The 25,994-nt window shown below is 70.2% G+C and carries 22 protein-coding genes; 20 read left to right on the forward strand and 2 right to left on the reverse strand.

Annotated elements, in window-relative coordinates; translation table 11 throughout:
• Positions 1-40 precede the first annotated feature (40 nt).
• The 9 genes from ACH442_RS13220 (at position 41) to ACH442_RS13260 (ending at position 11,367) form a co-directional block, all read left to right on the forward strand.
• Positions 41-1,336, forward strand: a complete 1,296-nt coding sequence (locus ACH442_RS13220; RefSeq protein WP_396338212.1) for an efflux RND transporter periplasmic adaptor subunit — start codon at positions 41-43, stop codon at positions 1,334-1,336.
• 89 nt (positions 1,337-1,425) lie between these two features.
• Positions 1,426-2,151 (forward strand): response regulator transcription factor, encoded by a 726-nt coding sequence (locus tag ACH442_RS13225; RefSeq protein WP_396338593.1) that lies wholly within the window; start codon positions 1,426-1,428, stop codon positions 2,149-2,151.
• Positions 2,148-3,653, forward strand: coding sequence for a sensor histidine kinase (locus tag ACH442_RS13230; RefSeq protein WP_396338213.1), 1,506 nt, complete (start codon positions 2,148-2,150; stop codon positions 3,651-3,653). The genes ACH442_RS13225 and ACH442_RS13230 overlap by 4 nt, the downstream gene beginning before the upstream one ends.
• A gap of 115 nt (positions 3,654-3,768) precedes the next feature.
• Positions 3,769-4,980 carry an efflux RND transporter periplasmic adaptor subunit gene (locus tag ACH442_RS13235; protein WP_396338214.1) on the forward strand — a complete coding sequence of 404 codons (1,212 nt, stop codon included), beginning with the start codon at positions 3,769-3,771 and terminating at the stop codon, positions 4,978-4,980.
• 71 nt (positions 4,981-5,051) lie between these two features.
• Positions 5,052-5,903 (forward strand): ABC transporter ATP-binding protein, encoded by an 852-nt coding sequence (locus ACH442_RS13240; protein WP_396338215.1) that lies wholly within the window; start codon positions 5,052-5,054, stop codon positions 5,901-5,903.
• Positions 5,904-5,979: 76 nt separating this feature from the next.
• Positions 5,980-7,218, forward strand: coding sequence for an ABC transporter permease (locus tag ACH442_RS13245; protein WP_396338216.1), 1,239 nt, complete (start codon positions 5,980-5,982; stop codon positions 7,216-7,218).
• 19 nt (positions 7,219-7,237) lie between these two features.
• Entirely contained in the window at positions 7,238-7,840 is a 603-nt protein-coding gene (locus ACH442_RS13250) for a hypothetical protein (RefSeq protein ID WP_396338217.1), read from the forward strand.
• A gap of 141 nt (positions 7,841-7,981) precedes the next feature.
• Entirely contained in the window at positions 7,982-10,669 is a 2,688-nt protein-coding gene (locus tag ACH442_RS13255; protein ID WP_396338218.1) for an AAA family ATPase, read from the forward strand.
• 452 nt (positions 10,670-11,121) lie between these two features.
• The gene (locus ACH442_RS13260; RefSeq protein WP_396338219.1) at positions 11,122-11,367 is read left to right on the forward strand and encodes a hypothetical protein; all 246 of its coding nucleotides are present in this window, start codon (positions 11,122-11,124) and stop codon (positions 11,365-11,367) included.
• Between the two features lie 146 nt (positions 11,368-11,513).
• Here the strand turns inward: ACH442_RS13260 and ACH442_RS13265 are convergent, their stop codons facing one another.
• Both ACH442_RS13265 and ACH442_RS13270 read right to left on the reverse strand, forming a co-directional pair.
• Positions 11,514-12,515, reverse strand: a complete 1,002-nt coding sequence (locus ACH442_RS13265) for a TerC family protein (protein WP_396338220.1) — start codon at positions 12,513-12,515, stop codon at positions 11,514-11,516.
• A gap of 147 nt (positions 12,516-12,662) precedes the next feature.
• Positions 12,663-13,424: a dioxygenase gene (locus ACH442_RS13270; RefSeq protein WP_396338594.1), complete on the reverse strand. Its 762-nt coding sequence runs from the start codon at positions 13,422-13,424 to the stop codon at positions 12,663-12,665.
• 432 nt (positions 13,425-13,856) lie between these two features.
• Between ACH442_RS13270 and ACH442_RS13275 the strand changes: the two genes are divergently transcribed.
• From ACH442_RS13275 to ACH442_RS13325, 11 genes are all read left to right on the forward strand, one after another.
• Positions 13,857-14,507 (forward strand): GPP34 family phosphoprotein, encoded by a 651-nt coding sequence (locus ACH442_RS13275; RefSeq protein WP_396338221.1) that lies wholly within the window; start codon positions 13,857-13,859, stop codon positions 14,505-14,507.
• A 43-nt stretch (positions 14,508-14,550) separates the two neighbouring features.
• Positions 14,551-16,080, forward strand: a complete 1,530-nt coding sequence (locus ACH442_RS13280; RefSeq protein WP_396338222.1) for an APC family permease — start codon at positions 14,551-14,553, stop codon at positions 16,078-16,080.
• The gene (locus ACH442_RS13285) at positions 16,077-16,679 is read left to right on the forward strand and encodes a GNAT family N-acetyltransferase (RefSeq protein WP_396338223.1); all 603 of its coding nucleotides are present in this window, start codon (positions 16,077-16,079) and stop codon (positions 16,677-16,679) included. Before ACH442_RS13280 ends, ACH442_RS13285 begins: the two co-directional genes overlap by 4 nt.
• A 188-nt stretch (positions 16,680-16,867) precedes the next feature.
• Positions 16,868-17,809 (forward strand): 5-dehydro-2-deoxygluconokinase, encoded by a 942-nt coding sequence (gene iolC, locus ACH442_RS13290; RefSeq protein ID WP_396338224.1) that lies wholly within the window; start codon positions 16,868-16,870, stop codon positions 17,807-17,809.
• Positions 17,802-18,695, forward strand: a complete 894-nt coding sequence (gene iolB, locus ACH442_RS13295) for a 5-deoxy-glucuronate isomerase (protein WP_396338225.1) — start codon at positions 17,802-17,804, stop codon at positions 18,693-18,695. Before iolC ends, iolB begins: the two co-directional genes overlap by 8 nt.
• A gap of 93 nt (positions 18,696-18,788) precedes the next feature.
• Entirely contained in the window at positions 18,789-20,666 is a 1,878-nt protein-coding gene (gene iolD, locus ACH442_RS13300; protein WP_396338226.1) for a 3D-(3,5/4)-trihydroxycyclohexane-1,2-dione acylhydrolase (decyclizing), read from the forward strand.
• A 76-nt stretch (positions 20,667-20,742) separates the two neighbouring features.
• The gene (locus ACH442_RS13305) at positions 20,743-21,639 is read left to right on the forward strand and encodes a TIM barrel protein (protein WP_396338227.1); all 897 of its coding nucleotides are present in this window, start codon (positions 20,743-20,745) and stop codon (positions 21,637-21,639) included.
• Positions 21,636-22,610, forward strand: coding sequence for a sugar ABC transporter substrate-binding protein (locus tag ACH442_RS13310; protein WP_396338228.1), 975 nt, complete (start codon positions 21,636-21,638; stop codon positions 22,608-22,610). The genes ACH442_RS13305 and ACH442_RS13310 overlap by 4 nt, the downstream gene beginning before the upstream one ends.
• The gene (locus ACH442_RS13315; protein ID WP_396338229.1) at positions 22,607-23,647 is read left to right on the forward strand and encodes an ABC transporter permease; all 1,041 of its coding nucleotides are present in this window, start codon (positions 22,607-22,609) and stop codon (positions 23,645-23,647) included. The genes ACH442_RS13310 and ACH442_RS13315 overlap by 4 nt, the downstream gene beginning before the upstream one ends.
• Before the next feature lie 49 nt (positions 23,648-23,696).
• Complete coding sequence (locus ACH442_RS13320) at positions 23,697-24,512, forward strand: ATP-binding cassette domain-containing protein (protein WP_396338230.1); 816 nt, start codon at positions 23,697-23,699, stop codon at positions 24,510-24,512.
• Between the two features lie 49 nt (positions 24,513-24,561).
• The gene (locus ACH442_RS13325; RefSeq protein WP_396338231.1) at positions 24,562-25,572 is read left to right on the forward strand and encodes a Gfo/Idh/MocA family protein; all 1,011 of its coding nucleotides are present in this window, start codon (positions 24,562-24,564) and stop codon (positions 25,570-25,572) included.
• Positions 25,573-25,994 lie beyond the last annotated feature (422 nt).

The raw sequence follows: 25,994 nt of genomic DNA on the forward strand, positions 1-25,994 counted from the left end.
CCGAGCCCGCGGCGAGAACCGCTCGCCACACTCCCTGACCATGGGTGTTGCACTGGCCGGTCGCCGGCGTTGGATCTGGCTCGGCGTCTCGGTCGTCGTTCTCGCACTGATCGCCTTCGGCGTGGTGCGTGCGCTGACGGCGGACGACGCCGAGGAGTCGAAGGCGGCCGAGACCGTCAAGGTGGACAAGGGCGCGGTGACCACGGAGGTGGCCACCACCGGCACGCTGGCCGCGGCGCAGACGCGCAGCCTGTCGTTCGCCGTGGACGGCACCGTGGAGACGGTCAAGGTGCGGGCGGGTACGACGGTCACCCCCGGCCAGGTCCTCGCCACGGTCGACGACGACGACGCGCAGCAGGCGGTGGACGACGCGCAGGACGCGCTCGACGACGCCGAGGACGCGTTGACGAAGGCGAAGGACGCCGCCTCGACGACCTCGGCGACGACGTCGGCGGGGTGCAACGCGGCGGCGGCGTACAGGCTGCAGACCAGCGCCTCGCCGAGCGCCGGTGCCTCGGCCTCGCCCAGCGCCGGCGCCACGGCCACCGCGACGGCACGCCCGAGTGCGACGGCCACCCGGACCGCCACCGCCACGCCGGCCACGACGAGCGGTGGCAGCACCGGCGGGAAGACCGGGACGAGCACCGGTAGCGGGACGGGCACCGGTTCCTGCTCCGGGACGGCCGGTGGCGGCAGCAGCGGTGGCCAGCAGGGCGGCGGCCAGAGCAGCGGCTCCGACGCCATCCTGAGCGCGCAGCAGCGGGTCAACTCGGCCGAGGTCACGCTGCAGGAGAAGGAGGATGCCCTGGAGGGCGCCACCATCACCGCGCCGATCGCCGGCCGGATCCTCTCGGTCAGCGGCAAGGTCGGCAGCCAGGTGAGCTCCGGCTCGACGTTCATCAGCCTGGCCGACGTCTACGACATGCAGATCAGCGCCGACTTCCCGGAGGCCGACGCGGATCACCTGGCGGTCAAGCAGAAGGCGGTGATCACCCTGGCCGACAAGCCGGGCGAGACCTTCGACGCCACCCTCGTGGTGGTCGACCCGGTCGGCACCAGCAACGGCACGCTCACCACGTTCGGCGTGGTGCTCGCCTTCGTCGACGCGCCCAAGGACCTGCTGGTCGGGCAGAGCGCGCAGGTGAAGGTGACGACCGGCAGCAAGACCGACGTGCTGCGGGTGCCGAGCACCGCGGTGCACAACGTCTCGGGGACGTCCGCGACCGTGCAGAAGGGCGGCGCCGAGGTGAAGGTGGAGATCGGCCTCCGGGGTGACCAGTACACTGAGATCACCTCGGGTTTGACGGAGGGTGACGTCGTGTCCCGCTCCTGGTGAATGTCAGACGGCAAGAGACAGCGGTTTCATAGCTGATTCAAAGAAAACGTTGATAAATCTTTGCGGTGCTCTCCGAAACCCGTTACTCCATGACCGTCGGTGACGCGCCGGCGCGGGCCACCCGCGTCCTCGTCGTCGACGACGAGCCGAACATCTCCGCGCTGCTCAGCGCCACGTTGCGGCTCGTCGCCTTCGACGTGCGAGTCGCCGAGACCGGGCATTCCGCCCTGGTGGCGGTGGCCGAGTTCGAGCCCGACCTGATCGTGCTCGACGTGATGCTGCCGGACGTGGACGGGTTCGAGGTCGCCCGGCGGCTGCGCGCCGCCGGGTCCCGGACCCCGGTGCTCTTCCTCACCGCCCGCGACGCGGTCGAGGATCGGATCCTGGGGCTCTCGGCCGGTGCCGACGACTACGTCACCAAGCCGTTCAGCCTCGAGGAGGTCGTGCTACGTATCCGCGCGATCCTGCGGCGCAGCCGGCCGGAGGAACCGACACCGGACACCGGGGTGCTCCGGTACGCCGACCTGGAGATGGACGAGGACGCCCACGAGGTTCGTCGGGCGGGCCGTCTGATCGAGCTGTCGCCGACGGAGTTCAACCTGCTGCGCTACCTGATGATCAACGCCGGCCGGGTCGTGTCGAAGGCCCAGATCCTGGACCGGGTGTGGAAGTACGACTTCGGCGGGGACGGGCGGATCGTCGAGTCGTACGTCTACTATCTGCGCCGGAAGATCGACAAGACCGAGCCGGCGCTGATTCACACGGTCCGGGGAGTGGGGTACGCGTTGAGACTGCCCCGCACCGGCGAAGAGTGATCCCGCGCCGGCTGCCCTGGCGGCACTGGACGCTACGGTCCCGTCTCGTCCTGGTGGTCGGCGTCCTCGCCGCGATCGCGCTGATCGCCGCGAACCTCGCCGGTGTCCTGCTCATCCGCAACTATCTGACGGGCCGGATCGACCAGCAGCTCACCGGCATGACCCGGTTCGTCACGCAGCAGCCGGAGAACAACCTCGGCGTACCGCGTAACCGGTTCTTCCGCGGGATCGGCCCGGATCAGATCAACTACCTCTACCTGGCCGACGGCACCCTGGACCCGGAGCGGACCACGCCGGCCGACGACTCGCGCCCCGCGATCCCGCCGTTCGCCGAGGTCGCGGCCCGGGCGGCGAGTCCGAAGCCGTACACGATCTCCAGCCCGGACGGCACCGGCTGGCGGGTGATCGCCGTCCCGGTCGGCGACACCGGCGGTTATGCGCTGTTCGGCTCCTCGCTGAGCGAGGTGCGGCAGACCAGCGACCAGCTCCTGATCATCGACGCCGGCGTGCTGCTGCTGATCCTGGCCCTGCTCGGGCTCGGCGCGGCCTGGGTGGTCCGGATCGGGATGCGGCCGCTCACCGAGATGGAAGCGGCAGCCGCGGACATCTCCGGCGGCGACCTCTCCCGGCGTGTGCCCGGCGCCGACCCGCACACCGAGCCCGGCCGGCTCGGCCTGGCGCTCAACTCGATGCTCGCCCGGATCGAGGTCGAGGCCAGTGCCCGGACCGAATCCGAGCAGCGGCTGCGCCAGTTCGTCGCCGACGCCTCGCACGAGCTGCGCACCCCGCTCACCTCGATCCGCGGCTTCGCCGAGCTCTACCGCCGCGGCGGCGCCCCGCCCGGCCCGATGCTGGACGAGACGATGAGCCGGATCGAGGCCGAGGCCGGCCGGATGGGCGTGCTCGTCGAGGACCTGCTGATCCTCGCCCGCCTCGACCAGCAGCGCACCCGGGAACTGCGCCGGATCGACCTGCTGGAGATCGCCGCGGACACCATCCGGGACGCGCACGCGCGGATGCCCGGCCGCAAGGTGCTGCTCGGCGGGCTCGACGACGACGAGGAGACGTTCGAGCCGGCCACCGTGCTCGGCGACGACCACGGGCTGCGACAGGTGGCGACCAACCTGGTCGCGAACGCGCTGAACCACACCCCGGACGGGACCCGGGTCACGGTCCGGGTCGGGCACCAGCTCGCCGGGCCGGCCGACGGCGCCGCGGTGCGCTCCGGGGCGGTCACCGTACGTGAAGGTTTGCCGGTCGCGGTGCTGGAGGTCGAGGACGACGGGCCCGGCGTCCGGCCCGAGCACGCGACGCGGATCTTCGAGCGGCTCTACCGCGCGGACCCGAGCCGCAACCGGGCCAAGGGCGGCGGATCCGGGCTCGGACTGGCCATCGTGGCCGCCATCGTGCACGGGCACGGCGGCTGGATCGAGCTGCACGAGACCCCCGGTGGCGGCGCGACGTTCCGCGTCCTGCTCCCGGCTCTCAGTGACTCGGTCTAGGTTCTGTCCCGCGATTCAAAGCTGGCTCCGAGGTTTCCCCGAATCTCCTCCAAGGCCGTACCCCGAAAGTGTGCGGCATGAAGGTACGCTCTGCTATTCCGCGGCGGAATGCAAAATGAAAATCCGCGTTGTGAGCCGCCACCCGTCTTTGGTGGTCAACGCCGTGATCGGCGTGATGCTCGTCGCCGGGGCCATCACGGTGTACGAGACATTCTCCTCCTCCGCCGGCGGGGGAACGGCCGCCGTTGCCTCCGAGCGCACGGTCTCCGTCCAGCAGGGCACGGTCACCAAGACCGTGACCGCGAGCGGCACCGTGGAGAGCGCGAGCACCGCGAGTGCCAGCTTCGAGACCAGTGGCACCGTCACCGAGATCGACGTCAAGATCGGTGACAAGGTCAAGAAGGGTCAGGTCCTGGCGAAGGTCGACCCGGCCGCGGCCAAGCGCACGCTCGCCGAGGCGCAGGCCAACCTCGACGCCGCGAACGACTCGCTGGACCGTGCCGAGACGGCCGGCTCGGACACCACCGATGCGCAGAACTCGGTCGACTCGGCCGAGCTCGCCGTCGAGGACGCGCAGGCCGGGGTCGACGGCGCGGTGCTGAAGGCGCCGATGGCGGGCACCGTGACCGCGGTCAGCGGGACGGTCGGCAGCTCGGCCTCGGGCAGCGGCTCCTCGTCGTCGGGCGGGTCGTCGTCCGGTGGCGGGTCGCAGGGCGGTGGCTCCACCTCGTCCTCGTCCTCCTCGTCGTCCACCGGGTTCATCGAGATCGCCGACCTGACCAAGATGCAGGTCACCGCGAGCTTCGCCGAGGCCGACGCGACCAAGCTCAAGGAGAAGCAGGCGGCGACGGTCACCTGGAACGCGCTCAGCGGCACCAGCGAGACGGCGAAGGTCACCGCGATCGACCCGTCCGGCACCACCTCGAACAGCGTCGTCACCTACGGCGTCACGCTGACCCTGGACAAGGTGCCGACCGGCGTGAAGGTCGGCCAGACCGTCTCGGTCGTGGTCACCACCGGCTCCAAGGAGAACGTCGTCGCGGTGAACTCGGCGGCGATCACCACGGTCGGCAACCGGCACACGGTCACCGTGGTCGCCAACGGCACACAGGAGACGCGCTCGGTGGAGATCGGCCTGGAGGGCGACTCGACCACCGAGATCACCTCCGGCCTGACCGCCGGCGAGCAGGTCGTCGTCAAGACCACCTCGACCAGCACCGGCAGCGGCAGCCAGTCGGGCGGCGGATTCCCCGGCGGCGGAACCGGCAACTTCGGCGGCGGCGGCAACCTCGGTGGTGGCGGCGGAGTCCCGGGCGGCGGCCGATGAGCGAGCCGGTGAGCGAGTCCAGGAGCAGAGTCATCAACTCATCGGGGCGCCGGAGCGCAGCGCAGGTCCCGATGAGCCGGCCGGTCCTCGAGGTCACGGACCTGAAGAAGATCTACGGTACGGGCGAGGCCACCGTGCACGCCCTGCGCGGAGCGACGATGACCGTCCACCGCGGCGACTACGTGGCGATCATGGGTTCGTCCGGTTCGGGCAAGTCGACGCTGATGAACATTCTCGGGGCGCTCGACGTCCCCACGTCCGGGTCCTACAAGCTGGACGGCGTCGAGGTCGGAACGCTTTCCGACGCCCAGCTGGCGCTGGCCCGGAACCGGCTCATCGGGTTCATCTTCCAGGCGTTCAACCTCATTCCCCGTACGACCGCGGTGGCCAACGTGGAGCTGCCGCTCGCGTACGCCGGAGTCAAACCCAGGGAACGCCGCAAGCGTGCGATGGCGGCGCTCGACGTCGTCGGGCTCGCCGACCGGGCCGGCCACGAGCCGAACCAGCTCTCCGGCGGTCAGCAGCAGCGCGTCGCGGTGGCCCGGGCCCTGGTCACCGAGCCGGCCCTGCTGCTAGCCGACGAGCCCACCGGTAACCTCGACAGCAAGTCCACCGACGACGTGCTGCAGGTCTTCGACGACCTCAGCGCGGCCGGCCGGACCATTGTCATCATCACGCACGAGGACGAGGTCGGGGCCCGCGCCAAGCGGCTGATCCGCCTGGTCGACGGCTCGATCGTGACCGACACCCGGCAGTCCCCGATCGAGCTCCCGCCGATCGGTGCGGCCGCCGCCCACGCCAGGGTGCAGCAGGTGGCCAGCGGTCACCTCGCGGCCGGTCACGGCGTCGCCGCTCGAGCCGGCGCCGGAACCACCTACGGCAGCGCCGCCTCCGACGGGAACGGGGGTCGGCACAGCGCATGACTGAGCGAAGCGAAGAACTGATCAGGCTGAGCTTCCTCGAAGTTCGGGCCGGCGCGGAGCGAAGCGGAGTGTCGGCATGAACTTTCTCGAGGTGGTCAGGTTCTCGCTGCGGGGACTCTCGGCCAACAAGCTGCGCTCGGCACTGACCATGCTCGGCATCCTGATCGGTGTCGCCGCGGTGATCCTGCTGGTCGCGGTCGGCAACGGCTCGGCCAAGGCGATCAGCGACCGGATCGAGGCCCTCGGCACCAACACCATCACCGTGATGAGCACCGGCCGTGGCGGGTCCAGTTCCACGGCCCTGACCAAGAAGATGTCCGACGCGCTGATCGACCCGGAGCTGGCCCCGGACATCAAGTCGGTGTCGCCGGTGGTCAGCGCGTCGTCGGCGACGATGACGTACGAGGGCACCGACCACTCCGTCGCCACGTTCGTCGGCACCACGCCGGCCTGGTTCGGCGCGTCCAGCACCCCGATCGAGAAGGGCGCGTCGTTCACCGCGGACGACGTCACCCAGGGCCGGCGGGTCGTGGTGATCGGGCAGACCGTCGCCGAGGAACTGTTCCCCGGCGTCGACCCGATCGACAAGCAGGTCACCGTGAGCGGCGCGTTGTTCACCGTGGTCGGCGTGCTGAAGGAGAAGAGCTCCACCGGCTTCCAGGACTCCAACGACACCGCGGTCGCCCCGCTCACCGCCGTGCAGCAGGTGCTCGCCGGCTACGGCTCGCTGACCTCGATCATCGTCGAGGCCAAGGATCCGGACAAGGTCGACGCGGTGCAGAGCGAGGTCTCCACGATCCTCGACCAGCAGCTGAACGTGAAGTCGACGTCCACCACGTCCCGCAGCGGTAGCGGCAGGAACAGCAACTCCAGTACGCCGTACCGGATCCAGAACGCCTCCTCGCTGCTGGAGACGCAGACCGAGACCGCGGACACGTTCACCACGCTGCTCGGCGCGGTCGCCGCGATCAGTCTGCTGGTCGGCGGCATCGGGATCACCAACATCATGCTGGTCACGGTCACCGAACGAACCCGCGAGATCGGCATCCGCAAGGCGCTCGGCGCCCCGCGCCGGGTGATCCTGACCCAGTTCCTGATCGAGGCGACCCTGCTGAGCGTGCTCGGTGGCGCCCTCGGCGTGGCCGCCGCGCTGATCGGCAGCCACTTCACGATCGTCGGTGTCAAACCGGTGATCGTGCCCAGTTCGATCGGGCTCGCCGTCGGTGTGTCCGTCGCGATCGGGCTGTTCTTCGGCGGCCTGCCCGCCGCCCGCGCCGCCCGCCTGCGTCCCATCGACGCGCTGCGCTACGAGTGAGGACTGAGAAGTGAACCGGATGAACGACGAGACCGCACTCCTGCCGACCGTGGCGGCGCCCGCCGATCCGGACGGGCCCGGCGACGCCGGCCACGAGGGCCTGGCCGAGGAACTCGCCGCGGTCGCGCCCAAGAAATGGTGGAACAAGGGCACGATCGGGCTGGGTGTGGCCGTACTGCTGATGGGTGGCTTCCTCGGCGGCATCTACTCGCAGAAGCAGTGGGGCACGTCCACGACCGCCACCTCCGGCTTCCCGGGCGGCGGCACCCGGGGCTCCGGCGGCGGGAACTTCCCCGGCGGGCTGAGCGCCAGCGGCTTCCCGGGCGGCGGCAACTTCGGCGGCGGCACCGGAACGGGCACCGGGACCGGGACGGGCAGCGGGACGACCGCGGCCGCGGCCGACACCACGGGCACGGTCAAGCTGGTCAGCGGCACCACGATCTACGTGCAGACCGCGGACGGCACGGTCGTCACGGTCAACACCGACGGCAGGACGACGGTGGCGACGGCCAAGAAGGGCAAGATCACCGACGTCCGGACCGGCGACTCGATCACGGTCAAGGGCGCGACCGGTTCGGACGGTGCGGTGACCGCCACATCGGTGACCTCGCAGAGCAAGTGATGAAATACGCATTGATGCATACGGCAGTCGCTCCCTAGGCTGAGCCCAGCTCAGAACCCTAGGGGGTGGCGCTTGCCGGAACTTGTCGGCCGGGCAGCGTTGCTTTTGGAGATCGATAATCGCCTCGCCGTCGGTGGCGGGGTGACGCTCCACGGGCCGCCCGGGATCGGCAAGAGCGCGCTCCTGGAAGCCGTCGCCGATCAGGCCGCGGCTCGTGGCGAACTCGTTCTTCGCCTGCGACCAGCCCGGGGCGAGCGCACCGTGGCGTACGCGGGAATCGCCGACCTCGTCCGGCAGGTCCCGCCGGACGCGGTCGCGTCCCTCCCGCCCGCCGCCCGCAATGCGCTCGCCGCCCTGCGTCAGGGCCGGCCGCCCCGCACCGGCGTGCCGGCCCTCGCCCGCCGTCTGCTTCTCCCGGCCCTGCTCACGCACAGTTCCCGCGGCGCCGGCGTGCTGCTGGTCCTCGACGACGTGCAGTGGCTCGACCCGGAGTCGGCCGCGCTGATCGCGTTCGCGATGCGCCGACGCCCCGGCCCGCGGATCCGCGCCGTCGCCGCCGAACGCCGCCCCGACCGGACCGGTCACCGCCGGGCCGCCCGGCTCGTCCCGGCCCCGGTCGCCGAGATCGCCGTGCCGCCGCTCGCCCCGGACGACCTCACCGCCATGCTGGAGGCCCGTGGCCTGCCCTGCCGCACCGCGAGCCGCCTGCACCGGGCCAGCGCCGGCAACCCGTTCCTGGCCCTCGCCCTCGGCAGCACCGACGCCGACGGGCCGGTGTGGCGTCCCGCCCAGCTGCCCGAGGCCGCCCGCGACCTCGCTCGTGACCTGCTGATCGGCCTGACCGCCGACGTCCGGGCGACGCTGCTGGTGGCGGCGCTGGCCACCGACCCGACGATCACCCTGCTGCTGCGCGCCGGGCGGGACGACGCCGACCGGGAGCTGCGGCTGGCCGCCACGGCCGGGGTCGTCGAGCTGACCGGGGAGGCGATCCGGTTCACGCCACCCCTGGTCGCGCAGGTGCTGGTCGAGGAGACCGGGGCCGGTGACCGGGCCGCCACGCACGCCGCGCTCGCCGGGGCCGCGCTCGACCCGCTCGACGCCCTCCGGCACCGGGCGCTGCGCAGCGCCCGGCCGGATACGACCGTCGCCCGGCGGCTCGCCGACGCCGCGAACCAGTGCGCGGCCCGCGGCGCCGACCGGACCGCCGCCGAGCTGTACCTGCTCGCCGCCGACCGCGCCCCGCACCAGCTGGCCGCCGCCCGCCTGGACTGGCTGGTCGCCGCGGCCCGGACGGCACTGACCGGTGGCTCCCCGGCTCTGGCCGGACGGGCCGCCGAGGCGGTGATCGCCGCGGATGCTCCGGCTGGTCACCGCGTACGGGCCAGGGTGGTTCTTATTGATCTTGCCGGTCAGGCTCTCGGGGAGATGGGCGAGATGTTCGCGGCCGCCCTGGCCGAGGCCGGGGACGATCCGGCGCTGCTCGCGCCGGTCCGGTTGCGGCTCATCTGGCAGGCGATGATCACCGGTGACCCGGACCGGGCCGCCGCCGAGGCGCTGAGCACCGCCGCCATCGCGCACCGGGCCGGCGACGCGACCAGCGAGGCGATGGCGCTCAGCGGGCTCGCCCAGATCCAGCGGATGCGCGGCGAACCGGAATGGCGTGACTCGCTGGCCCGCGCGCTCGCCCTGCCGGCCTCCCCGGCGCCGGACTGGCTGCACCTCGGGCCGCACTACATGGCCGCCCGGTTCGCCCTGATCGACGACCGGCTCGACGAGGCCCGCGCCGAACTGCTGCGGCTGCTCGCGGTCGCCGAACACGACCGGATCGGCGAGGCCCGCGTCGAGGTGCTGCGCAGCCTCTCCGAGGTGGCGACGCGCGCCGGTCGCTGCCGGGAGGCGCTGCGGTACGCGCATCGCGCCGTCCAGGCCGCGCAGGAAGCCGGCCTCAGCCCCGGCCCGACGTGGTACACCGCCGCCGTCGCCGAACTTGCCGGGGGCAGCCTGTCCGCGGCCGCCGGGTTCGCGCAGCGGGGCATCCGCGCGTCCGAACAGGAGGGTGACAACCTCTACCTGCGACGGAATCTGCACGCGCTGGGGCAGGCCGGGCTGCGTTCCGGGGACACCCGCGCCGGGGTGGCGGCGCTGCGCCGGCTGCGCGACCTGGAGGCCGAGGCCGGCAACTCCGACCCGATGATCGTCCGCTGGCACGCCGACCTGGCCGCCGGTCTCGCCGCGCTCGGCGAGCACGTGGAGGCGGCGGAGACCCTGGCGCACGCGCGCAAGGCCGCTGAGCAGCTCGGGAGCAGTCCGGCGCTGGCCGGATACCTGGACCGGGCCACCGCGATCGTGCACTCCGAGAGCGGGCAGGCCGATTCCGCGGTGGAACTGTCGACGTCGGCGGCGCAGCTGTTCGAGCAGCTGCGGCAGCCCGTCGAGCAGGGGCACGCGCTGCTCGTCGCCGGGGGAGCGGAACGCCGTCGCCGTCGCTATGCCGCCGCGCGCCTGCTGATCGGCGCCGCACTGGCGATCTTCCTGTCCGCCGACGCGCGGCCCTGGGCCGAGGAGACCGAACGCGCCCTCGCCCGGACCGAGGGCAGCCTGGCCCCCGAGCAGGGCCTGACCTCGACCGAACTGCGGATCGCCCAGCTGGTCCGCGACGGCGCCAGCAACCGGGAGATCGCCAGCCGGTTGTACCTGAGCGTGAAGACGGTCGAGGCCACCCTCACCCGTGTCTATCGCAAGCTGGGCGTGCGCTCGCGGACGCAGCTGTCGTCGCGGTTGCAGGCGCTCGACGGAGGCCCTTTCCCGGAGCCGGCCTCGCCGGCGTGAGCTCCGCCGTGGTCCTTCTCCCCCCTGATCAGGTACGTCGTGAGCAGCCGTGCCCGCCCGTCGGGGCCCGCGACGCAGGCGGGTGCGCACGGCCGCAGCTCGCCGTCGCCGATCGGTTCTCACCGTGATCATCAGTGGCTCGGTACCGCGGTGCGAGCCGGCCGGAAAGGGTGCCCCGCGCTACGGCCCGGACCCCCGGCGGGCGTCGCGCGCGCCTCGCATGCGAGGCCGCCGGTGGTCCGGGCCGCAGCACCCGGTGTCGGAGATCACGAGGGTTCGCTGACCTGGGGATTGGCGACGGAGAGTGAGCTGGGTTACCGCAATACGGTGGCGGCGGTCACTTTCATCTTCCAAGTTTTACCTGCTTGATTTGGGGATGACGCGATAACCCGGCAGTGTTGTACCCGGAAGCGACGAGGCTTTCTCCGTCACTATCCGTTAAGGAGTGCGCCATGCCGTTCATTCGTGAAATCCGCAGGACGATCTCGAACCGGGTCGCCGAGCGCCGCGCTCACCGCCAGTTGTCCGCCGAGCTCGCCGCGTTCCGCACCGGCGCCGAGCGGACCGAGTTGGACCTCGTCCTGGGCCGGCACACCGCCGAGGAGACCCGCGAGATCGAGGCCATCCTCAACCGTCAGGACGCCGAGCGTCGCTACCACCGGGCGTTCTCGTCGTACAGCCTCAGCGACCAGCAGTAGCGGTAGCAGCAGGACCTCGGGTCGTGGAGCCGACCCGGCGGGTTCCCGCGCCCGGCCCGGACCGTCCCCGGGCCGCGCGGGCCGACCCGTGACCGCCCCCGGCGCGATGCGTGCCGGGGGCGGTTCCCCGTCCGGGGCCGGTGACCTCAGTCCCGGGGCTCGTGCTCGGGGTGCGGGCGCAGGCTGCCGGCGTGGGCTTTCAGTGACGGGTCACGACGGGATTTGATCAGGCTGGCGACCGTGGTGACGACCAGGATGCCGATGATCACCACGAGCGAGACCGGGGTGCTGACCTCCGGCACCGAGTCGCTCAGGCTCTTGTGTGCCCAGTGCAGCACCAGTTTCACCCCGATGAACGCGAGGATCACCGCGAGCCCGGTCGACAGGTAGACCAGGCGGTCGAGCAGGCCCTTGACCAGGAAGAACAGGGCACGCAGACCGAGCAGGGCGAACGCGTTGGCGACGAAGACGATGTACGCCTCCTCGGTCACCCCGAAGACCGCGGGGATCGAGTCGAGCGCGAACAGGATGTCGGTGCTGCCGATCGCGAGCAGGACCAGGAACAGCGGCGTGACCATCCGCTTCCCGTCGATCCGGGTGATCATCTTGCCGTCGACGTAGTCCTCGGTGACGGGCAGGAAGCGGCGACCGGCCTTGACCAGTGCGTTGTCGTCGATGCTGGGATCCTCGTCGCGGTGCCGGAAGAGCTGCACCGCGGTGTAGATCAGGATCAGCCCGAAGATCAGGAACATGAACGAGAAGAGGTTGAGCAGCGTCGCCCCGAGCGCGATGAACACGACGCGCAGCACCAGGGCGATGATGATCCCGAAGGTCAGCACCTCCTGCTGGTAGCGCTCCGGGACGGCGAACGTGCTCATGATGATGACGAAGACGAAGAGGTTGTCGACGGACAGACTCTTCTCGACGATGTAACCGGCGAAGTATTCCGTGCCGAACCCCCAGCCGGCGACGTTCGCGAAGACCAGCCCGAAAACGATCGCGACGGCGATGTAGAAGATCGACCACCCCGCGGCCTCGCGGAAGCCGACGACGTGCGGACGTATCACCCCCAAGGTCAAATCGAGGGCGAGCAGGGCGACGATGACGCCGATCGTCAGGGTCCAGCCGAGCGCGGTGACCTCAAGCATGCTCAAAGGATCCCCAAAGTTCCTGCAAAGAACGCCCGGAACTCCCTGGAAGATCCCTGTGGGTCACCCGGTTGCCGCAGCTCGCGCGGACCGGAGCGCGCCGGGCCGGGGGAGAGTTGATCGGTCCGGCGCGCCCGGGCTCATGGGTCAGACGGTGACGAAGGAGCGCTTGGACAGGCCCATCCAGAACCCCTCGACCGGCTGCTCGGGAGCCTGATCCGGCGCCCCGGACGCGCCCAGCGTGAGGAACATCGGCGCGAAGTGCTCGATGGTCGGGTGCGCATACGGCATCCCGGGCGCGAGCGCCCGGAAGTCGGCCAGCTCGTCGACGGCCCCGCGGGCGAGCGTCTCGGCGGTCCAGGCGTCGAACTCGCGGGACCAGCCGGGCGCGGCCGCGTTCGGGCTCCAGTCGCGCAAAAACGGCAGACCGTGCGTGGTGAAACCGGACCCGACGATCAGCACGCCTTCGTCACGCAGCGGCGTGAGCCGGGCGCCGAGCTCCAGGAGCCGGTCGGGTTCCAGGGTCGGCAGTGACATCTGCAGGACCGGAATGTCCGCTTCCGGGTACATCACCGTGAGCGGCACGTAGGCGCCGTGATCAAGACCACGATCGGTCCGCGCGACGGTTTCGCCGTCCGGCATCAGGGCCGCGACCTGTTCCGCCAGAACCGGGGCACCTGGGGCGCGGTACTGCACCTCGTAGTAACGCTGGGCGAACCCTCCGAAGTCGTACACAAGGGGCACGGTCTCGGTGGCGCCGAGCATCAACGGGGCCGACTCCCAGTGCGCGGAGGCCATCAGGATGGCCTTCGGGCGGGGCAGGGTGGCGGCCAGATCACGCAGCTGCGCGACCCAGGTGGGGTCGTCCACCAGGGGCGGCGCGCCGTGGCTGAGGAACAGGGTGGGCATCCGCACGGTGACCTCCGTTGAAACTTCAACTAACTCACCACCACCGTACGCGGAAAAGCTTGACCCTTCAACTATCCGCACGGAAACTTACTCAGTGTAGTAATTGATCTTGAAATGTGACGCTCCGCCACCGTGATCGAATCGTGCTTCGCCATCGATCGAGGTTTCGTGGTCGTTGAGCCCGCGGTGATACCCCAGCTCCCGCGGGGTTATTGATCGACGCTCGAAATAGCTGGCAGGCCGTGTGATCAACTTCGTCCACGGTGGATTCGGCATTTGTCGCATCTGGACGTTGCGAGAAACGATCCGGTTTGGCAGGCTACACGCGGTCGCGCTACGGGGAGCGCAACGTCCTTGCTTCGTGGTTTCTCACCTTGATTACGCACGGTGATTTTCGCGGGCATTCCCAAAGCGTCGAGAGGAGAACGAGCCGTGGCGTCACCGCCGCAGCTTCCGCCCGCGGATGATCTCTACCTGACCGCGCACGACACGATCCGGGGCAAATCGCTGCTGTCACCGGCAACGCTCGGGCTCGGTCTGGGGGCCGCGCTGCTCGGCGAGCTCATGTTGTGGCGCCGCATCGATCTGGTCGAGACCGAGCTGATCGTCATCGACGAGCGCCCGACCGGGGACGCCGCCACCACCGCCCTGCTGGAACAGCTCCGGCGTGAGGCCGGCCAGCACGGCGTGCGCAACTGGGTCGCCTACCTCTCCACCGGCATCGCCACCGACCTGGTCGAGCGTCGCCTCGCCCGGGGTGGCCTGATCAAGCGCGAGGAGAAACGCGGCCTGTTCGGCACCAAGGTCGCCTTCGTGCCGGCCGACTCGATGACCGCAGGCTGGCCCGCCACCCGCATCCGCACCAAGGTCTCCCGCGACGAGCAGCTCGACGTGGCCGACCTGTTGCTCGCCGGGCTGATCCTCGCCACCGGGCTGGACCAGCACGTGCTCGCCACCCTCAACGCCCGTGACCGGGCCCGCCTCTTCGACCAGTTCCGCCGGCTGTTCCCGGCGATGCTGCAGCAACTCGTCGCGCACGCCGAGGCCGCTGTCGGCGACGCCGTGATGGCCCGCCGCGCCTGACTTCCGCTCTGCCCCCTCACCCCTCATAAATATGGAGATTCGCGTGTCCTCGACCGCAACCCAACCCTCGGAGAGCCAGCTCTCCAACGCCCTGGCCCGTAACCGGCTCGGCGTCGCCGCCGTGGTCTTCTTCGTGATGTCCGCGGCCGCCCCGCTGACCGTGGTCGCCGGCGTGGTGCCGACCGGTCTCGCGGTCACCGGCCTGACCGGCATCTCGATCGCGTTCATCGCGGTGGCGCTGGTCCTGGCGATCTTCTCGGTCGGCTACGTCGCGATGGCGCGGCACATCTCCAATGCGGGCGCGTTCTACGCGTACGTCTCCCGGGGCCTCGGCCGTCCGGTCGGCGTCGGTGCCTCCTGGGTCGCGCTGCTCGCCTACAACATGTTCCAGGTCGCCTCGTACGGCGGTTTCGGCGCGATCGCCCAGCCGCTCTTCGTCGACTGGTTCGGCCTGGACGCCCCGTGGTGGGCGTTCGGCCTGGTCGCCTGGGCGCTGGTCGCCATCCTGGGCGTGCGTGACGTCGCCGTCAACGGCAAGGTCCTGGCCACCCTGCTGGTCGCCGAGATCGCGCTGACCGTGGTCTTCAGCATCGCCGAGATCCTCTCCGACGGCTTCCACGCCTCGTCCGCCCCGGTCGACGTCTCCCAGCTGACCGGCGCGGGCGCCGGCGCGCTGCTGGTCATGGCGATCACCGGCTTCGTCGGTTTCGAGCAGTCGGTCGTCTTCTCCGAGGAGTCGCGCGACCCGAAGCGCACCGTGCCGCGCGCCACCTACATCGCGATCGCCCTGATCGCCGTCATCTACGCGTTCGCCTCCTGGGCGATGATCTCCGCGGCCGGTGGCGACGTCGTCGCCCGCGCCGGCGCCGAGGGCCCCGAGCTCTTCTTCAACCTGGCGTCCGGCCCGCTCGGCAGCATCGCGCTGCACCTGGGTCACATCCTGTTCCTGACCTCGCTGATCGCCGCGATGATCTCGTTCCACAACATCATCTCGCGGTACATGTTCTCGCTCGGCCGTGAGGGCGTGCTGCCGCGCCTGTTCGGCCGCACGGTGCCGGGCACCGGCGCACCGAAGAACGGCTCGCTGGCCCAGTCCGCGGTCGGCCTGATCGTCATCGTGGCCTACGCCGTCGCCGGCTGGGACCCGCTGGTCCAGCTCTTCTTCTGGGGCGGCACCGGTGGTGGCCTCGGCGTCCTGCTGCTGATCACGCTCACCGCGTTCGCGGTCATCGGCTACTTCGCCCGCAACCCGGAGGGTGAGGACGTGATGCACCGCGTCGTCGCGCCGGTGGTCGGCGCGGTCCTGCTGATCGTCGTCTCCTACCTGGCGCTGGACAACATCGCCACGCTGCTGGGCGTCGAGCCGGGCAGCAAGCCGGCGATCGTCGTGCCGTCGTCGTTCGGTGTGGTGCTGATCCTCGGCATCATCTGGGGCCTGTTCCTGAAGAGCAGCCGCCCGCAGGTCTACGCCGGCATCGGCCTCGGCGCGAGCAGCGCCACCACCACCGGTGGCGGCGGGTTCGCCGCGGCGCTGAACGAGGCGAACGACCCCTACGCGGGTGGTCACCGATGAGCGACTTCACCATCCGGCCCGCCCGCGCCGATGAGCTGGCGGCGATCGGCGCGCTGATCTCGCGCTCGTTCGACCACCTGGACGCCGACGCGTACCTGGTGCCGGTCCCCGAGGACCGCGAGCGGATCATGGCCGAGTTCTTCACGCTGGAGACGGAGTACGCCTTCGGTCACGGCAAGGTCGAGGTCATCGACCATGAGGACGGTGGCTACGCGGCCGCCGCCGTCTGGTACGACCGGGTCACCCCGCTGCCGGAGTTCCCGGGCTACATGGAGCGGCTGACCGCGTTCGCCGGCGAGCACCTGGAGCGTTTCGGCGCGCTGGGTGAGCTGTTCGAGAAGAACCACCCCACCGAGCAGCACTGGCACCTGCAGTTCCTCGCCGTCCGGCCGGAGATGCAGGGCCACGGCCTGGGCGGCAAGCTGATGAAGAACGTCCACGACATCCTGGACGCGGAGGGTCTCCCGGCGTACCTGGAGGCCACGAACGAGAACAACGTCCGGCTGTACCGCCGCTACGGCTACACCGACATGGACCCGTTCGCGATCCTTCTGCCCGACGGCACTCCGTTCTTCCGGATGTGGCGTCCCGCCGCTTAAAGATCAAAATCCGATCAAGGGGGTACGGCGTGAAGCCGTGCCCCCTTGTCGTTCCCGCCCGGGTATTGACGTGGACGCACAGCCGTAATTGCATGTAAACCAGGTCCACTCAGCGTCGTGGTGTGATCGCGTGCCGCTGGCAGGCCTGGTTCATCGCGTCCGTGTAGTGAACGGCCGGAGGGACGACCATGCCTGTCCATGAAGTCCTGACGATGGGGCGTATCGGCGTCGACCTCTATCCGGAGCAGGCCGGGGTGCCGTTGGGCGAGGTCCGGACGTTCGCCAAGTTCCTCGGGGGCAGTCCGTCCAACGTGGCGGTGGCCGCGGCCCGGTACGGGCGTCGCGCGGCGGTCATCACCCGGGTGGGTGCGGATCCGTTCGGCGAATATCTGCGGGCGGCGCTGCGGAATTTCGGGGTGGACGATCAATTCGTCGGGACGGTTTCCGGGCTGCCGACGCCGGTGACCTTCTGCGAGATCTTTCCGCCTGATCATTTTCCGCTCTATTTCTACCGTTATCCCAAGGCTCCGGATCTCATGATATTTCCGCCGGAGTTGGACACGGTGGCGATCCGGGACGCCGGAATCTTCTGGGTCACCGGCACGGGGCTGAGCGCGGAGCCGTCACGGGAAGCGACGCTTGCCGCCTTGAAGTGTCGCGACAAATCAGGGGTGACGATCGTCGACCTGGACTGGCGACCCATGTTCTGGGGTGACGAGCCACGCCCCTGGTACGCCGAGGCGCTGCGCCACGCCACGGTCGCCGTCGGGAACCTCGACGAGGTGGAGATCGCGACCGGCACCCGCGACCCGGACGAGGCCGCCGCCGCACTGCTCGACCACGGCGTCGAGCTGGCCGTGATCAAACAGGGGCCGGGCGGGGTGCGGGCCTACACGCGCGGCCAGACGGCGTACGCGCAAGCCCTGGAAGTGAAGATCGTCAACGGACTGGGCGCCGGCGACGCTTTCGGCGGCGCACTCTGCCACGGCCTGCTGTCCGATTGGGATCTCTCGGCGACGATTCATTTCGCCAACGCGGCGGGCGCTCTCGTCGCCTCCCGGCTAGCCTGTGCCGACGCCATGCCCACCGAGTCCGAAGTGCGTGAGCTGATCCGGGCCGGTCATGGCTGAGGCACGGGTGAACCCGGTGATGCCGCGCGGTTCCACCGCCGTCCGCCCGTTCGACGTCGTGGTCAACCCGGAGAACGCCGGGTGGGCGCACAGCGGCCTGCGGGTGGTCCGGCTGCCGGTCGGCGGGCGGGTCAAGTTCGGCACCGGCGGCGACGAGATGTTGGTCCTGCCGCTCTCCGGGGGCTGCGACGTGGCCTGTGACGACGAGCGGCTGACGCTCACCGGGCGCCGATCGGTCTTCTCCCGCGTGACCGATTTCGCCTACCTGCCGTGCGGCGCCGAGATCACCCTGCGGGCGCCGAACGGGGGGCGGTTCGCGCTGCCGGCCGCCCGCGCGAGCCGCCAGCTGCCGTTCCGGTACGGCCCGGCCGAGGACGTGCCGGTCGAACTGCGCGGCGCCGGGTCGGCGAGCCGGCAGGTGAACAACTTCTGCACGCCCGAGTCGTTCGAGGCGGACGCGCTGATCGCGGTCGAGGTGCTCACGCCGGGCGGGAACTGGTCGTCGTATCCGCCGCACAAGCACGACGAGCAGAGCGACGGCGAGAGCCGGCTGGAGGAGATCTACTACTTCGAGGTGGCGCCCTCGCCGTCCGGGCAGCCCGGGTGCGGCTACCAGCGCGTCTACGGCCAGGCGGACCGCCCGATCGACGTCTGCGCGGAGGTGCGCAGCGGTGACGTGGTGCTGATCCCGTACGGCTGGCACGGGCCGTCGATGGCCGCGCCCGGCTACGACCTCTACTACCTCAACGTCATGGCCGGTCCCGGCGAGCGGCGCTGGCTGATCCGGGACGACCCGGCGCACAGCTGGGTCCGCGGCGTCTGGGCGGTCCAGAAGATCGACCCGCGGCTACCGCTGACCACGGCCCGCGAGCGGAGGCGACCGTGAAATCCCGGCTGACCGTGCGGGAGGCGAATGTGAAGCACCGGCTGATCCTGCGGAGGCGAGCGTGAAGCACCGGCTGATCCTGCGGAGGCGAGCGTGAAGCACCGGCTGACCGTCGCGCAGGCGACCGTGCGGTTCCTGGCGAACCAGTTCACCGAGCGCGACGGGATCCGGCAGCGGGCCGTCGCCGGGTTCCTCGGCATCTTCGGGCACGGCAACGTGGCCGGAATCGGTCAGGCGCTGCTGCAGGCGCAGCGCACCGGGTCACCCGACATGCCGTACCGGCTGGCCCGCAACGAGCAGGCGATGGTGCACACCGCGGTCGGCTACGCGCGGATGCGCAACCGGCTGTCGACGATGGCCTGCACCGCCTCGATCGGCCCGGGCTCGACCAACATGCTCACCGGCGCCGCGCTCGCCACCGTGAACCGGATCCCGGTGCTGCTCCTGCCCTCGGACGTGTTCGCCACCCGGGTGGCCCCGCCGGTGCTGCAGGAACTGGAGGACCCACGCTTCGGCGACGTGTCGGTCAACGACGCGTTCCGCCCGCTGTCGCGGTTCTTCGACCGGGTGTGGCGTCCGGAGCAACTGCCGCAGGCTCTGCTCGGTGCGATGCGGGTGCTGACCGACCCGGCCGAGACCGGCGCGGTGACCGTGTGTCTCCCTCAGGACCTTCAGGCCGAGGCGTACGAGTTCCCGGACGAACTGTTCGCCGAACGCGTCTGGCACGTGACCCGTCCGGCCCCGGACCCCTTGGCGGTCGAACGCGCGGCCGCGGTGATCCGCGGCGCCCGCCGTCCGCTGATCGTCGCCGGTGGGGGAGTGATCTACTCGGAGGCGTCGGCGCAGCTCGACCGGTTCGCCCGCGAGACCGGCATCCCGGTCGCGGACACCCAGGCCGGCAAGGGTGCGCTCAGCTGGGACCACCCGTTCGCGGTCGGCGGGATCGGGGCGACCGGCAGTCCCGTCGCGAACCGGCTCGCCGGGCACGCCGACGTGGTGCTGGGCATCGGCACGCGGTACTCGGACTTCACCACGGCGTCGCGTACCGCGTTCCGCCATCCGCAGGTGCGCTTCGTGAACCTCAACGTGGCCTCCTTCGACGCCGGCAAACTCGCCGCGCTGCCGCTGGTCGCGGACGCCAAGGCCGGTCTGCAGGCGTTGCGCCCGGCCCTGCACGGGCGCCGCTTCACCGGTGACTTCCAGGACGACGTCGCCGCGTGGAATGCGACTGTCGACCGGGCGTACCGGAGAAAGGGTGGTGAATTGCCGACCCAGGCGGCGGTGATCGGTGTCGTCAACCACGCGTGCGGCGCCCGTGACGTGGTGGTCCAGGCGGCCGGCAGCATGCCCGGTGACCTGCAGCGGCTGTGGCGGGCGCGGGACCCGAAGCAGTACTGCGTGGAGTACGGCTACTCGTGCATGGGCTTCGAGATCGCCGGCGCGCTCGGGATCAAGATCGCCGACCCCTCCCGCGAGGTGTACGCGCTGGTCGGCGACGGCTCGTACCTGATGATGGCGCAGGAGATCGTCACCGCCATCGCCGAGAACGTGAAACTCATCGTGGTCCTCGTGCAGAACCACGGGTTCGCCTCGATCGGGGCGCTCTCCGAGCAGGTCGGCTCCCAGCGTTTCGGGACCAGCTACCGGTTCAAGAGCGCGCAGACCGGCGACTACGACGGCGCGCTGCTCCCGGTCGATCTGGCCGCCAACGCGGAGAGCCTGGGTGCGTCGGTGATCCGCTGCCGGACGACGGGCGACCTGGCCGAGGGCCTGAAACGCGCCCGCGAGGCGGACCGTCTGACCGTGGTGCACATCGAGACCGACCCGCTCGCCGACGGCCTCTCCTCGGAGGCGTGGTGGGACGTCCCGGTGGCCGAGGTGGCGACCCTGCACAGCACCCGGCACGCCCGCACCGGCTATCTCGAAGCAAAGCGTGACCAGCGTCATCACCTGAGACCCGGAGGTCGATAATGAGCGAGCCGGCGAGTGAATCATCGGGCACAGGCTTTTACACCTGCCGACACCGGAGCGCAGCGGAGGCGGCGGCATGCGCCCGTTGAAGCTCGGTAGTTGCCCCGACTCGTGGGGCGTCTGGTACGCCGACGACCCGCGGCAGATCCCGTGGTCACGGTTCCTCGACGAGCTGGCCGTGGCCGGTTACCGCTGGCTGGAACTGGGGCCGTACGGCTACCTTCCGACCGACCCGGAAGAACTGGCCGAGGAGTTGGAGGCACGCGGGCTGAGGTGCGCGGCGGGAACCGTCGGCGGGGTCGGCGGGCCGCACCGCAACTTCCGGGAAGTGGTCGCCGAGACCCGGCGCGTCGCCGAACTGACGCGGGCCGCCGGCGGGCAGAACGTCGTGTTCGTCCCGGTCCCGGGCTATCGCGACGACGCGACCGGCGGTTACCTGGAGGCGTCCGAGCTCGGGCCGGAGCAGTGGCGGGCGCTGCTGGACAACACCACCGTGCTCGGCCGGATCCTCGCCGAGGAGTACGGTCTGCGCCTGCGCTTCCACCCGCACGCCGACTACCAGGTGGAATACCAGCCACAGGTGGAGCGGCTGCTCGACGGGACGGACCCGCGGTTCGTGTCGCTGTGCCTGGACACCGGGCACCTGGCCTACCGCCGCGCGGACGTGCTCGGGCTGATCAGAAAGTACCCGGAACGGGTCGGATACGTACACCTCAAGCAGATGGACCCGGTGCTGGCGGCCCGCGCCGAGGCCGAGGATCTGGCGTTCGCGCAGGCCGTCACGCTCGGCGTGAGCGTCGCCCCGCCGGCTGGCGCACCCGACGTGCCGGCCGTCCTGGCGGCCCTCGGCGACCTCGATGCGGACCTGTTCGTCGTGGTGGAGCAGGATATGTACCCGGTCGACTTCGATGTTCCGCTGTCGATCGCCACACGAACGCGCAGATATCTTGAAGAGACTGGAGTTTTCGCATGAGGCCTTTCCTCGCCGCCGCAGCGGTGGCGGTCCTTTCCCTCGCCGCGTGCAGCGACGGAGGCCGGCAGGAATCAAACTCGGACAGCTCCGGTGGCGGGAACGCCGCCGGCAGCTCCGGTTACACGATTGCCTTCGTCACCCACGAGACGCCCGGTGACACGTTCTGGGACAAGGTGCGCGCCGGCGCCGAGCAGGCCGCCAAGGACGAGGGTGTCACCCTGAAGTACTCCAACGACCCGGACGCCGGCAAGCAGGCCCAGCTGATCCAGAGCGCGGTCGACGCCAAGGTCAGCGGCATCGCGACCACGCTGGTCACGCCGGACGCGCTGGCCGGGTCGGTCAAGGCCGCCACCACCGCAGGCATCCCGGTCGTCGGGCTCAACGCCGGCATCGACCAGTACAAGCAGCTCGGCGCGCTGATGTACTTCGGCTCCGACGAGACCGTGGCCGGCACCAGCGTCGGCCAGCGAATCGCCGCCGCGGGCGCCAAGCACCCGCTCTGCGTGATCCACCAGACCGGCTCGGTCTCCCTCGAGGCCCGCTGCGCCGGCGTCCGGAGCGCCGTCCCCGGTACCGAGAACCTGCAGGTCAACGGCGCCGACGACAGTGCCGTGACGACGACCCTGCAGGCCAAGCTGGCGCAGGACAAGACGATCGACTACGTGGTGACGCTCGGCGCCCCGATCGCCCTGGACGCGATCAACGCCAAGCAGCAGGCGACCTCGGCCGCCAAGATCGCCACGTTCGACCTGAACCAGGAGATGGCCAAGAAGATCAAGGACGGCTCGGTCGAGTTCGCGATCGACCAGCAGCCGTACGCGCAGGGCTACATGGCCGTCAGCTCGCTCTACCTCTACCTGAAGAACGGCAACGACCTCGGCGGCGGCAAGCCGGTGCTGACCGGCCCGTCCTTCGTCGACAGCAGCAACATCGACAAGATCCTGCCGTTCACCGAGAAGAACACCCGATGACCGTCGCCACCGCCGAGCCACGGACACGCACCGCGCCGATCCGGCTCGGTGCGCTCCTGGCCCGCCCGGAAGTGGGCGCCCTGGTCGCCGCGCTGGCCATCTTCGTGTTCTTCCTGCTGGTGGCGCCGTCGTTCCGGTCGACGGCGTCGTTCTTCACCGTGCTCTACCAGTCGTCGACGATCGGGATCGTCGCGGTCGGCGTGGGCCTGCTGATGATCGGCGGCGAGTTCGACCTGTCGGCCGGGGTCATGCCGGTCAGCGCGGGTCTGGTCAACTCGATGTTCTGCTGGTACTTCGGGATCAACCTGTGGGTCGGCGCGGTGCTGTCGCTGGCGTTCTGCCTGGCCGTCGGGTTCGTCAACGGCTGGCTGGTGATGCGCACCGGCATCCCCAGCTTCCTGATCACACTGGGCACGTTCTTCGTGCTCCAAGGTGCCAACCTGGGCGTGACCAAGCTGGTCACGGGCTCGGTGTCGAGCCGTGACATCAGCGCGATCGACGGATTCGCCTCGCTCCAGAAGGTCTTCGCGTCCAGTTTCACGCTCGGCTCGGCGACCGTCTGGATCACCGTACTGTGGTGGATCCTGTTCGTTGCCCTGGCGGCGTGGACACTGCAACGCGCCCGGGTCGGCAACTGGATCTACGCCGTCGGCGGGTCGGCCGACAGCGCTCGGGCGGTCGGCGTACCGGTCGTACGCACCAAGATCGGTTTGTTCATGGCGGTGTCGTTCCTGGGCTGGTTCGTGGGCATGCACACGCTCTACCGCTTCAACACGCTGCAGGCCGGCAACGGCGTCGGCAACGAGTTCCTCTACATCATCGCGGCGGTGGTCGGCGGCACGCTGCTGACCGGCGGCTACGGCAACGCGATCGGGGCGGCGATCGGTGCGTTCATCTTCGGGATGACGAGTCTGGGCATCGTGTACGCGGGGTGGGACCCGAACTGGTTCAAGGCGTTCCTGGGCGTGATGCTGCTGCTGGCGGTGCTGGTCAACACGTATGTGAAGCGCCTCGCGACGAAAGGACAGACGTCGTGACGGACGTCATGGGTTTCGCGATGAGCCTCGCGGTGGAAGGGCGGGCGTCGTGACCGACACCCTGGCTGAGCACGCCGACCGGGGGTTGCAGCCCGGCGAGCCGCTCGTCGAGCTGGCCGGCGTGGGCAAGAGTTACGGCCCGATCCGGGCGCTGCGCGGCGTCGACATGCAGGTCCGCGCGGGCGAGGTGACCTGCGTGCTCGGCGACAACGGCGCCGGCAAGTCCACGCTCATCAAGATCATTTCTGGGCTGCATCCGCACAGCGAGGGCCGGCTGACCGTCGACGGCACCGAACGGCGGCTCGGCTCGCCCCGCGAAGCCCTCGACCTCGGCATCGCCACCGTCTACCAGGACCTGGCCGTGGTCCCGCTGATGCCGGTCTGGCGCAACTTCTTCCTCGGTTCCGAACTGGTCGCCGGACGCTTCCCGCTCGCGGGCATGCGGATCCGCGAGATGCGGCGCGTCGCCGACGAGGAACTGCGCAAAATGGGCATCGTCGTGGCCGATATCGATCAGCCCATCGGCACGCTCTCCGGCGGGCAGCGGCAGTGCGTGGCCATCGCGCGGGCCGTCTACTTCGGCGCGCGCGTGCTGATCCTCGACGAGCCGACCGCGGCGCTCGGCGTCAAACAGTCCGGCGTCGTACTCAAATACATCGCCGCCGCCCGTGACGCGGGCCTCGGGGTCGTCTTCATCACCCACAACCCGCAGCACGCCTACCTGGTCGGGGACCACTTCGTGATCCTCAAACGCGGCGCGACCGTCCTCGACGCCGCTCGCGGCAACGTCACCCTCGAGGACCTGACCACACAGATGGCCGGCGGCGACGAACTGGCCGAACTCTCCCGCGAGCTGGAACGCTGATGGCCGGCGGCGACGAACTGGCCGAACTCTCCCGCGAGCTGGAACGCTGATGATGCGGGTCGGGGTGGTCGGCGCCGGCATGATCGGGCGCGATCATGTCCGGCGTCTGACCTCGGTGATCTCCGGGGTGACGGTCACCGCCGTCGCCGACGTGGACACCGGCGCGGCAGCCCGGGTGGCGGCGACCACCGGGGCTGCCGTGCACCCCGACGGGCTCGCGGTCGTCGCCGCCGAGGACGTGGACGCGGTCGTCGTCTGCTCCTGGGGCGACACCCACGAGACGTACGTGCTGGCGGCGGTCACGGCCGGCAAACCCGTCTTCTGCGAGAAGCCGCTGGCCACCAGCCCCGAAGCATGCCTGCGCATCGTCGAGGCCGAAGTCGCGCACGGCCGCCGGCTCGTCCAGGTCGGCTACATGCGGCGTTACGACACGGCCTACCGCGCCCTGAAGAACGTCCTCGACAGCGGCACGATCGGCGCGCCACTCATGATGCACTGCGCGCACCGCAACGCCGGCGTGCCCGCTTTCTATCAGCCGGAGAACACGATCACCGACACCGCGGTGCACGAGATCGACATGGTCCGCTGGATGTTCGGCACCGAGATCACCGCGGTCCGCGTGCTGCGCCCCCGCCCCAGCCGCAACGCCGGCGGCATCACCGACCCGGTGCTGCTCGTGCTCGAACTCGCCAACGAGATGCTGGTCGACGTCGAGATCTCGGTCAACGCCCGCTACGGCTACGACATCCGCGGCGAAATCCTGTGCGAGAACGGCACGGTCGCGCTGGCCGATCAAAACCCGATCACAGTACGCCGTGAAGGCCACCTGACCAGCCCCGTGCCCGCTGACTGGCGGGAACGGTTCAGCGCCGCCTACGACGTGGAACTGCGCGAATGGGCAGCCGCCGCCGTGCCCGACGGCCCGAGCGCGTGGGACGGTTACGCCGCCGCAGTGGTCTCGGACGCGGCGGTGCAGTCCCTGCGCAGCGAGGAGCGCGTGGAAATCACGCTCGCGAACCGGCCCGAACTCTACGATCCCACAAGCGGCGATCTCGATTAGAACTCGCTCGGCGAGAGTGCTCGGTCGACTTCTTCTTCTTCTTCGTGCGGGGAAGAATCGCCTCGCCGACATTCCGGAATCAGAGCCGCGCGAAATGCCGGCATGAAACTGAGAACCCCGGAATACTTCACGCTCTCGCGTGCCGGAGCGGATAGTTTTTGGCGTCGACAACAGCTCGCGGCGTCTTGGCGGGCGGGGTAAATAATCGCCGATTAAGCAACGTCTCCGCCGTCGATTCCCGCATCCCATTTCCGGTGACTCTTCGGTCTGTGATGACTCTTCGGTCTGTGATGACTCTTCGGTCTGTGCCGACTCTCCGATCTGTTCCGGGCGAAGGCCGACTTCGCGAACTCGAGCGCCGCATTCCGAGGCCGGCGCAGCGCCGGAATCCTCGGCCACAACAGGTCGAACCTCGACTGCCT

Source organism: Actinoplanes sp. NPDC020271 (assembly GCF_044388125.1).
Lineage (GTDB): Bacteria > Actinomycetota > Actinomycetes > Mycobacteriales > Micromonosporaceae > Actinoplanes.

Excerpts from the sequence above, each read along its gene's own strand:
- ACH442_RS13250 (WP_396338217.1), top strand. The coding sequence starts at position 7,238 with ATGAACGACGAGACCGCACTCCTGCCGACCGTGGCGGCGCCCGCCGAT.
- ACH442_RS13260 (WP_396338219.1), top strand. The coding sequence starts at position 11,122 with ATGCCGTTCATTCGTGAAATCCGCAGGACGATCTCGAACCGGGTCGCC.
- ACH442_RS13240 (WP_396338215.1), top strand. The coding sequence starts at position 5,052 with ATGAGCCGGCCGGTCCTCGAGGTCACGGACCTGAAGAAGATCTACGGT.
- iolB (WP_396338225.1), top strand. The coding sequence starts at position 17,802 with ATGGCTGAGGCACGGGTGAACCCGGTGATGCCGCGCGGTTCCACCGCC.
- ACH442_RS13265 (WP_396338220.1), bottom strand. The coding sequence starts at position 12,515 with ATGCTTGAGGTCACCGCGCTCGGCTGGACCCTGACGATCGGCGTCATC.
- ACH442_RS13220 (WP_396338212.1), top strand. The coding sequence starts at position 41 with ATGGGTGTTGCACTGGCCGGTCGCCGGCGTTGGATCTGGCTCGGCGTC.
- ACH442_RS13315 (WP_396338229.1), top strand. The coding sequence starts at position 22,607 with ATGACCGTCGCCACCGCCGAGCCACGGACACGCACCGCGCCGATCCGG.
- ACH442_RS13270 (WP_396338594.1), bottom strand. The coding sequence starts at position 13,424 with ATGCCCACCCTGTTCCTCAGCCACGGCGCGCCGCCCCTGGTGGACGAC.
- ACH442_RS13225 (WP_396338593.1), top strand. The coding sequence starts at position 1,426 with ATGACCGTCGGTGACGCGCCGGCGCGGGCCACCCGCGTCCTCGTCGTC.
- ACH442_RS13285 (WP_396338223.1), top strand. The coding sequence starts at position 16,077 with ATGAGCGACTTCACCATCCGGCCCGCCCGCGCCGATGAGCTGGCGGCG.
- iolC (WP_396338224.1), top strand. The coding sequence starts at position 16,868 with ATGCCTGTCCATGAAGTCCTGACGATGGGGCGTATCGGCGTCGACCTC.
- ACH442_RS13305 (WP_396338227.1), top strand. The coding sequence starts at position 20,743 with ATGCGCCCGTTGAAGCTCGGTAGTTGCCCCGACTCGTGGGGCGTCTGG.
- ACH442_RS13235 (WP_396338214.1), top strand. The coding sequence starts at position 3,769 with ATGAAAATCCGCGTTGTGAGCCGCCACCCGTCTTTGGTGGTCAACGCC.
- ACH442_RS13310 (WP_396338228.1), top strand. The coding sequence starts at position 21,636 with ATGAGGCCTTTCCTCGCCGCCGCAGCGGTGGCGGTCCTTTCCCTCGCC.
- ACH442_RS13325 (WP_396338231.1), top strand. The coding sequence starts at position 24,562 with ATGATGCGGGTCGGGGTGGTCGGCGCCGGCATGATCGGGCGCGATCAT.
- ACH442_RS13245 (WP_396338216.1), top strand. The coding sequence starts at position 5,980 with ATGAACTTTCTCGAGGTGGTCAGGTTCTCGCTGCGGGGACTCTCGGCC.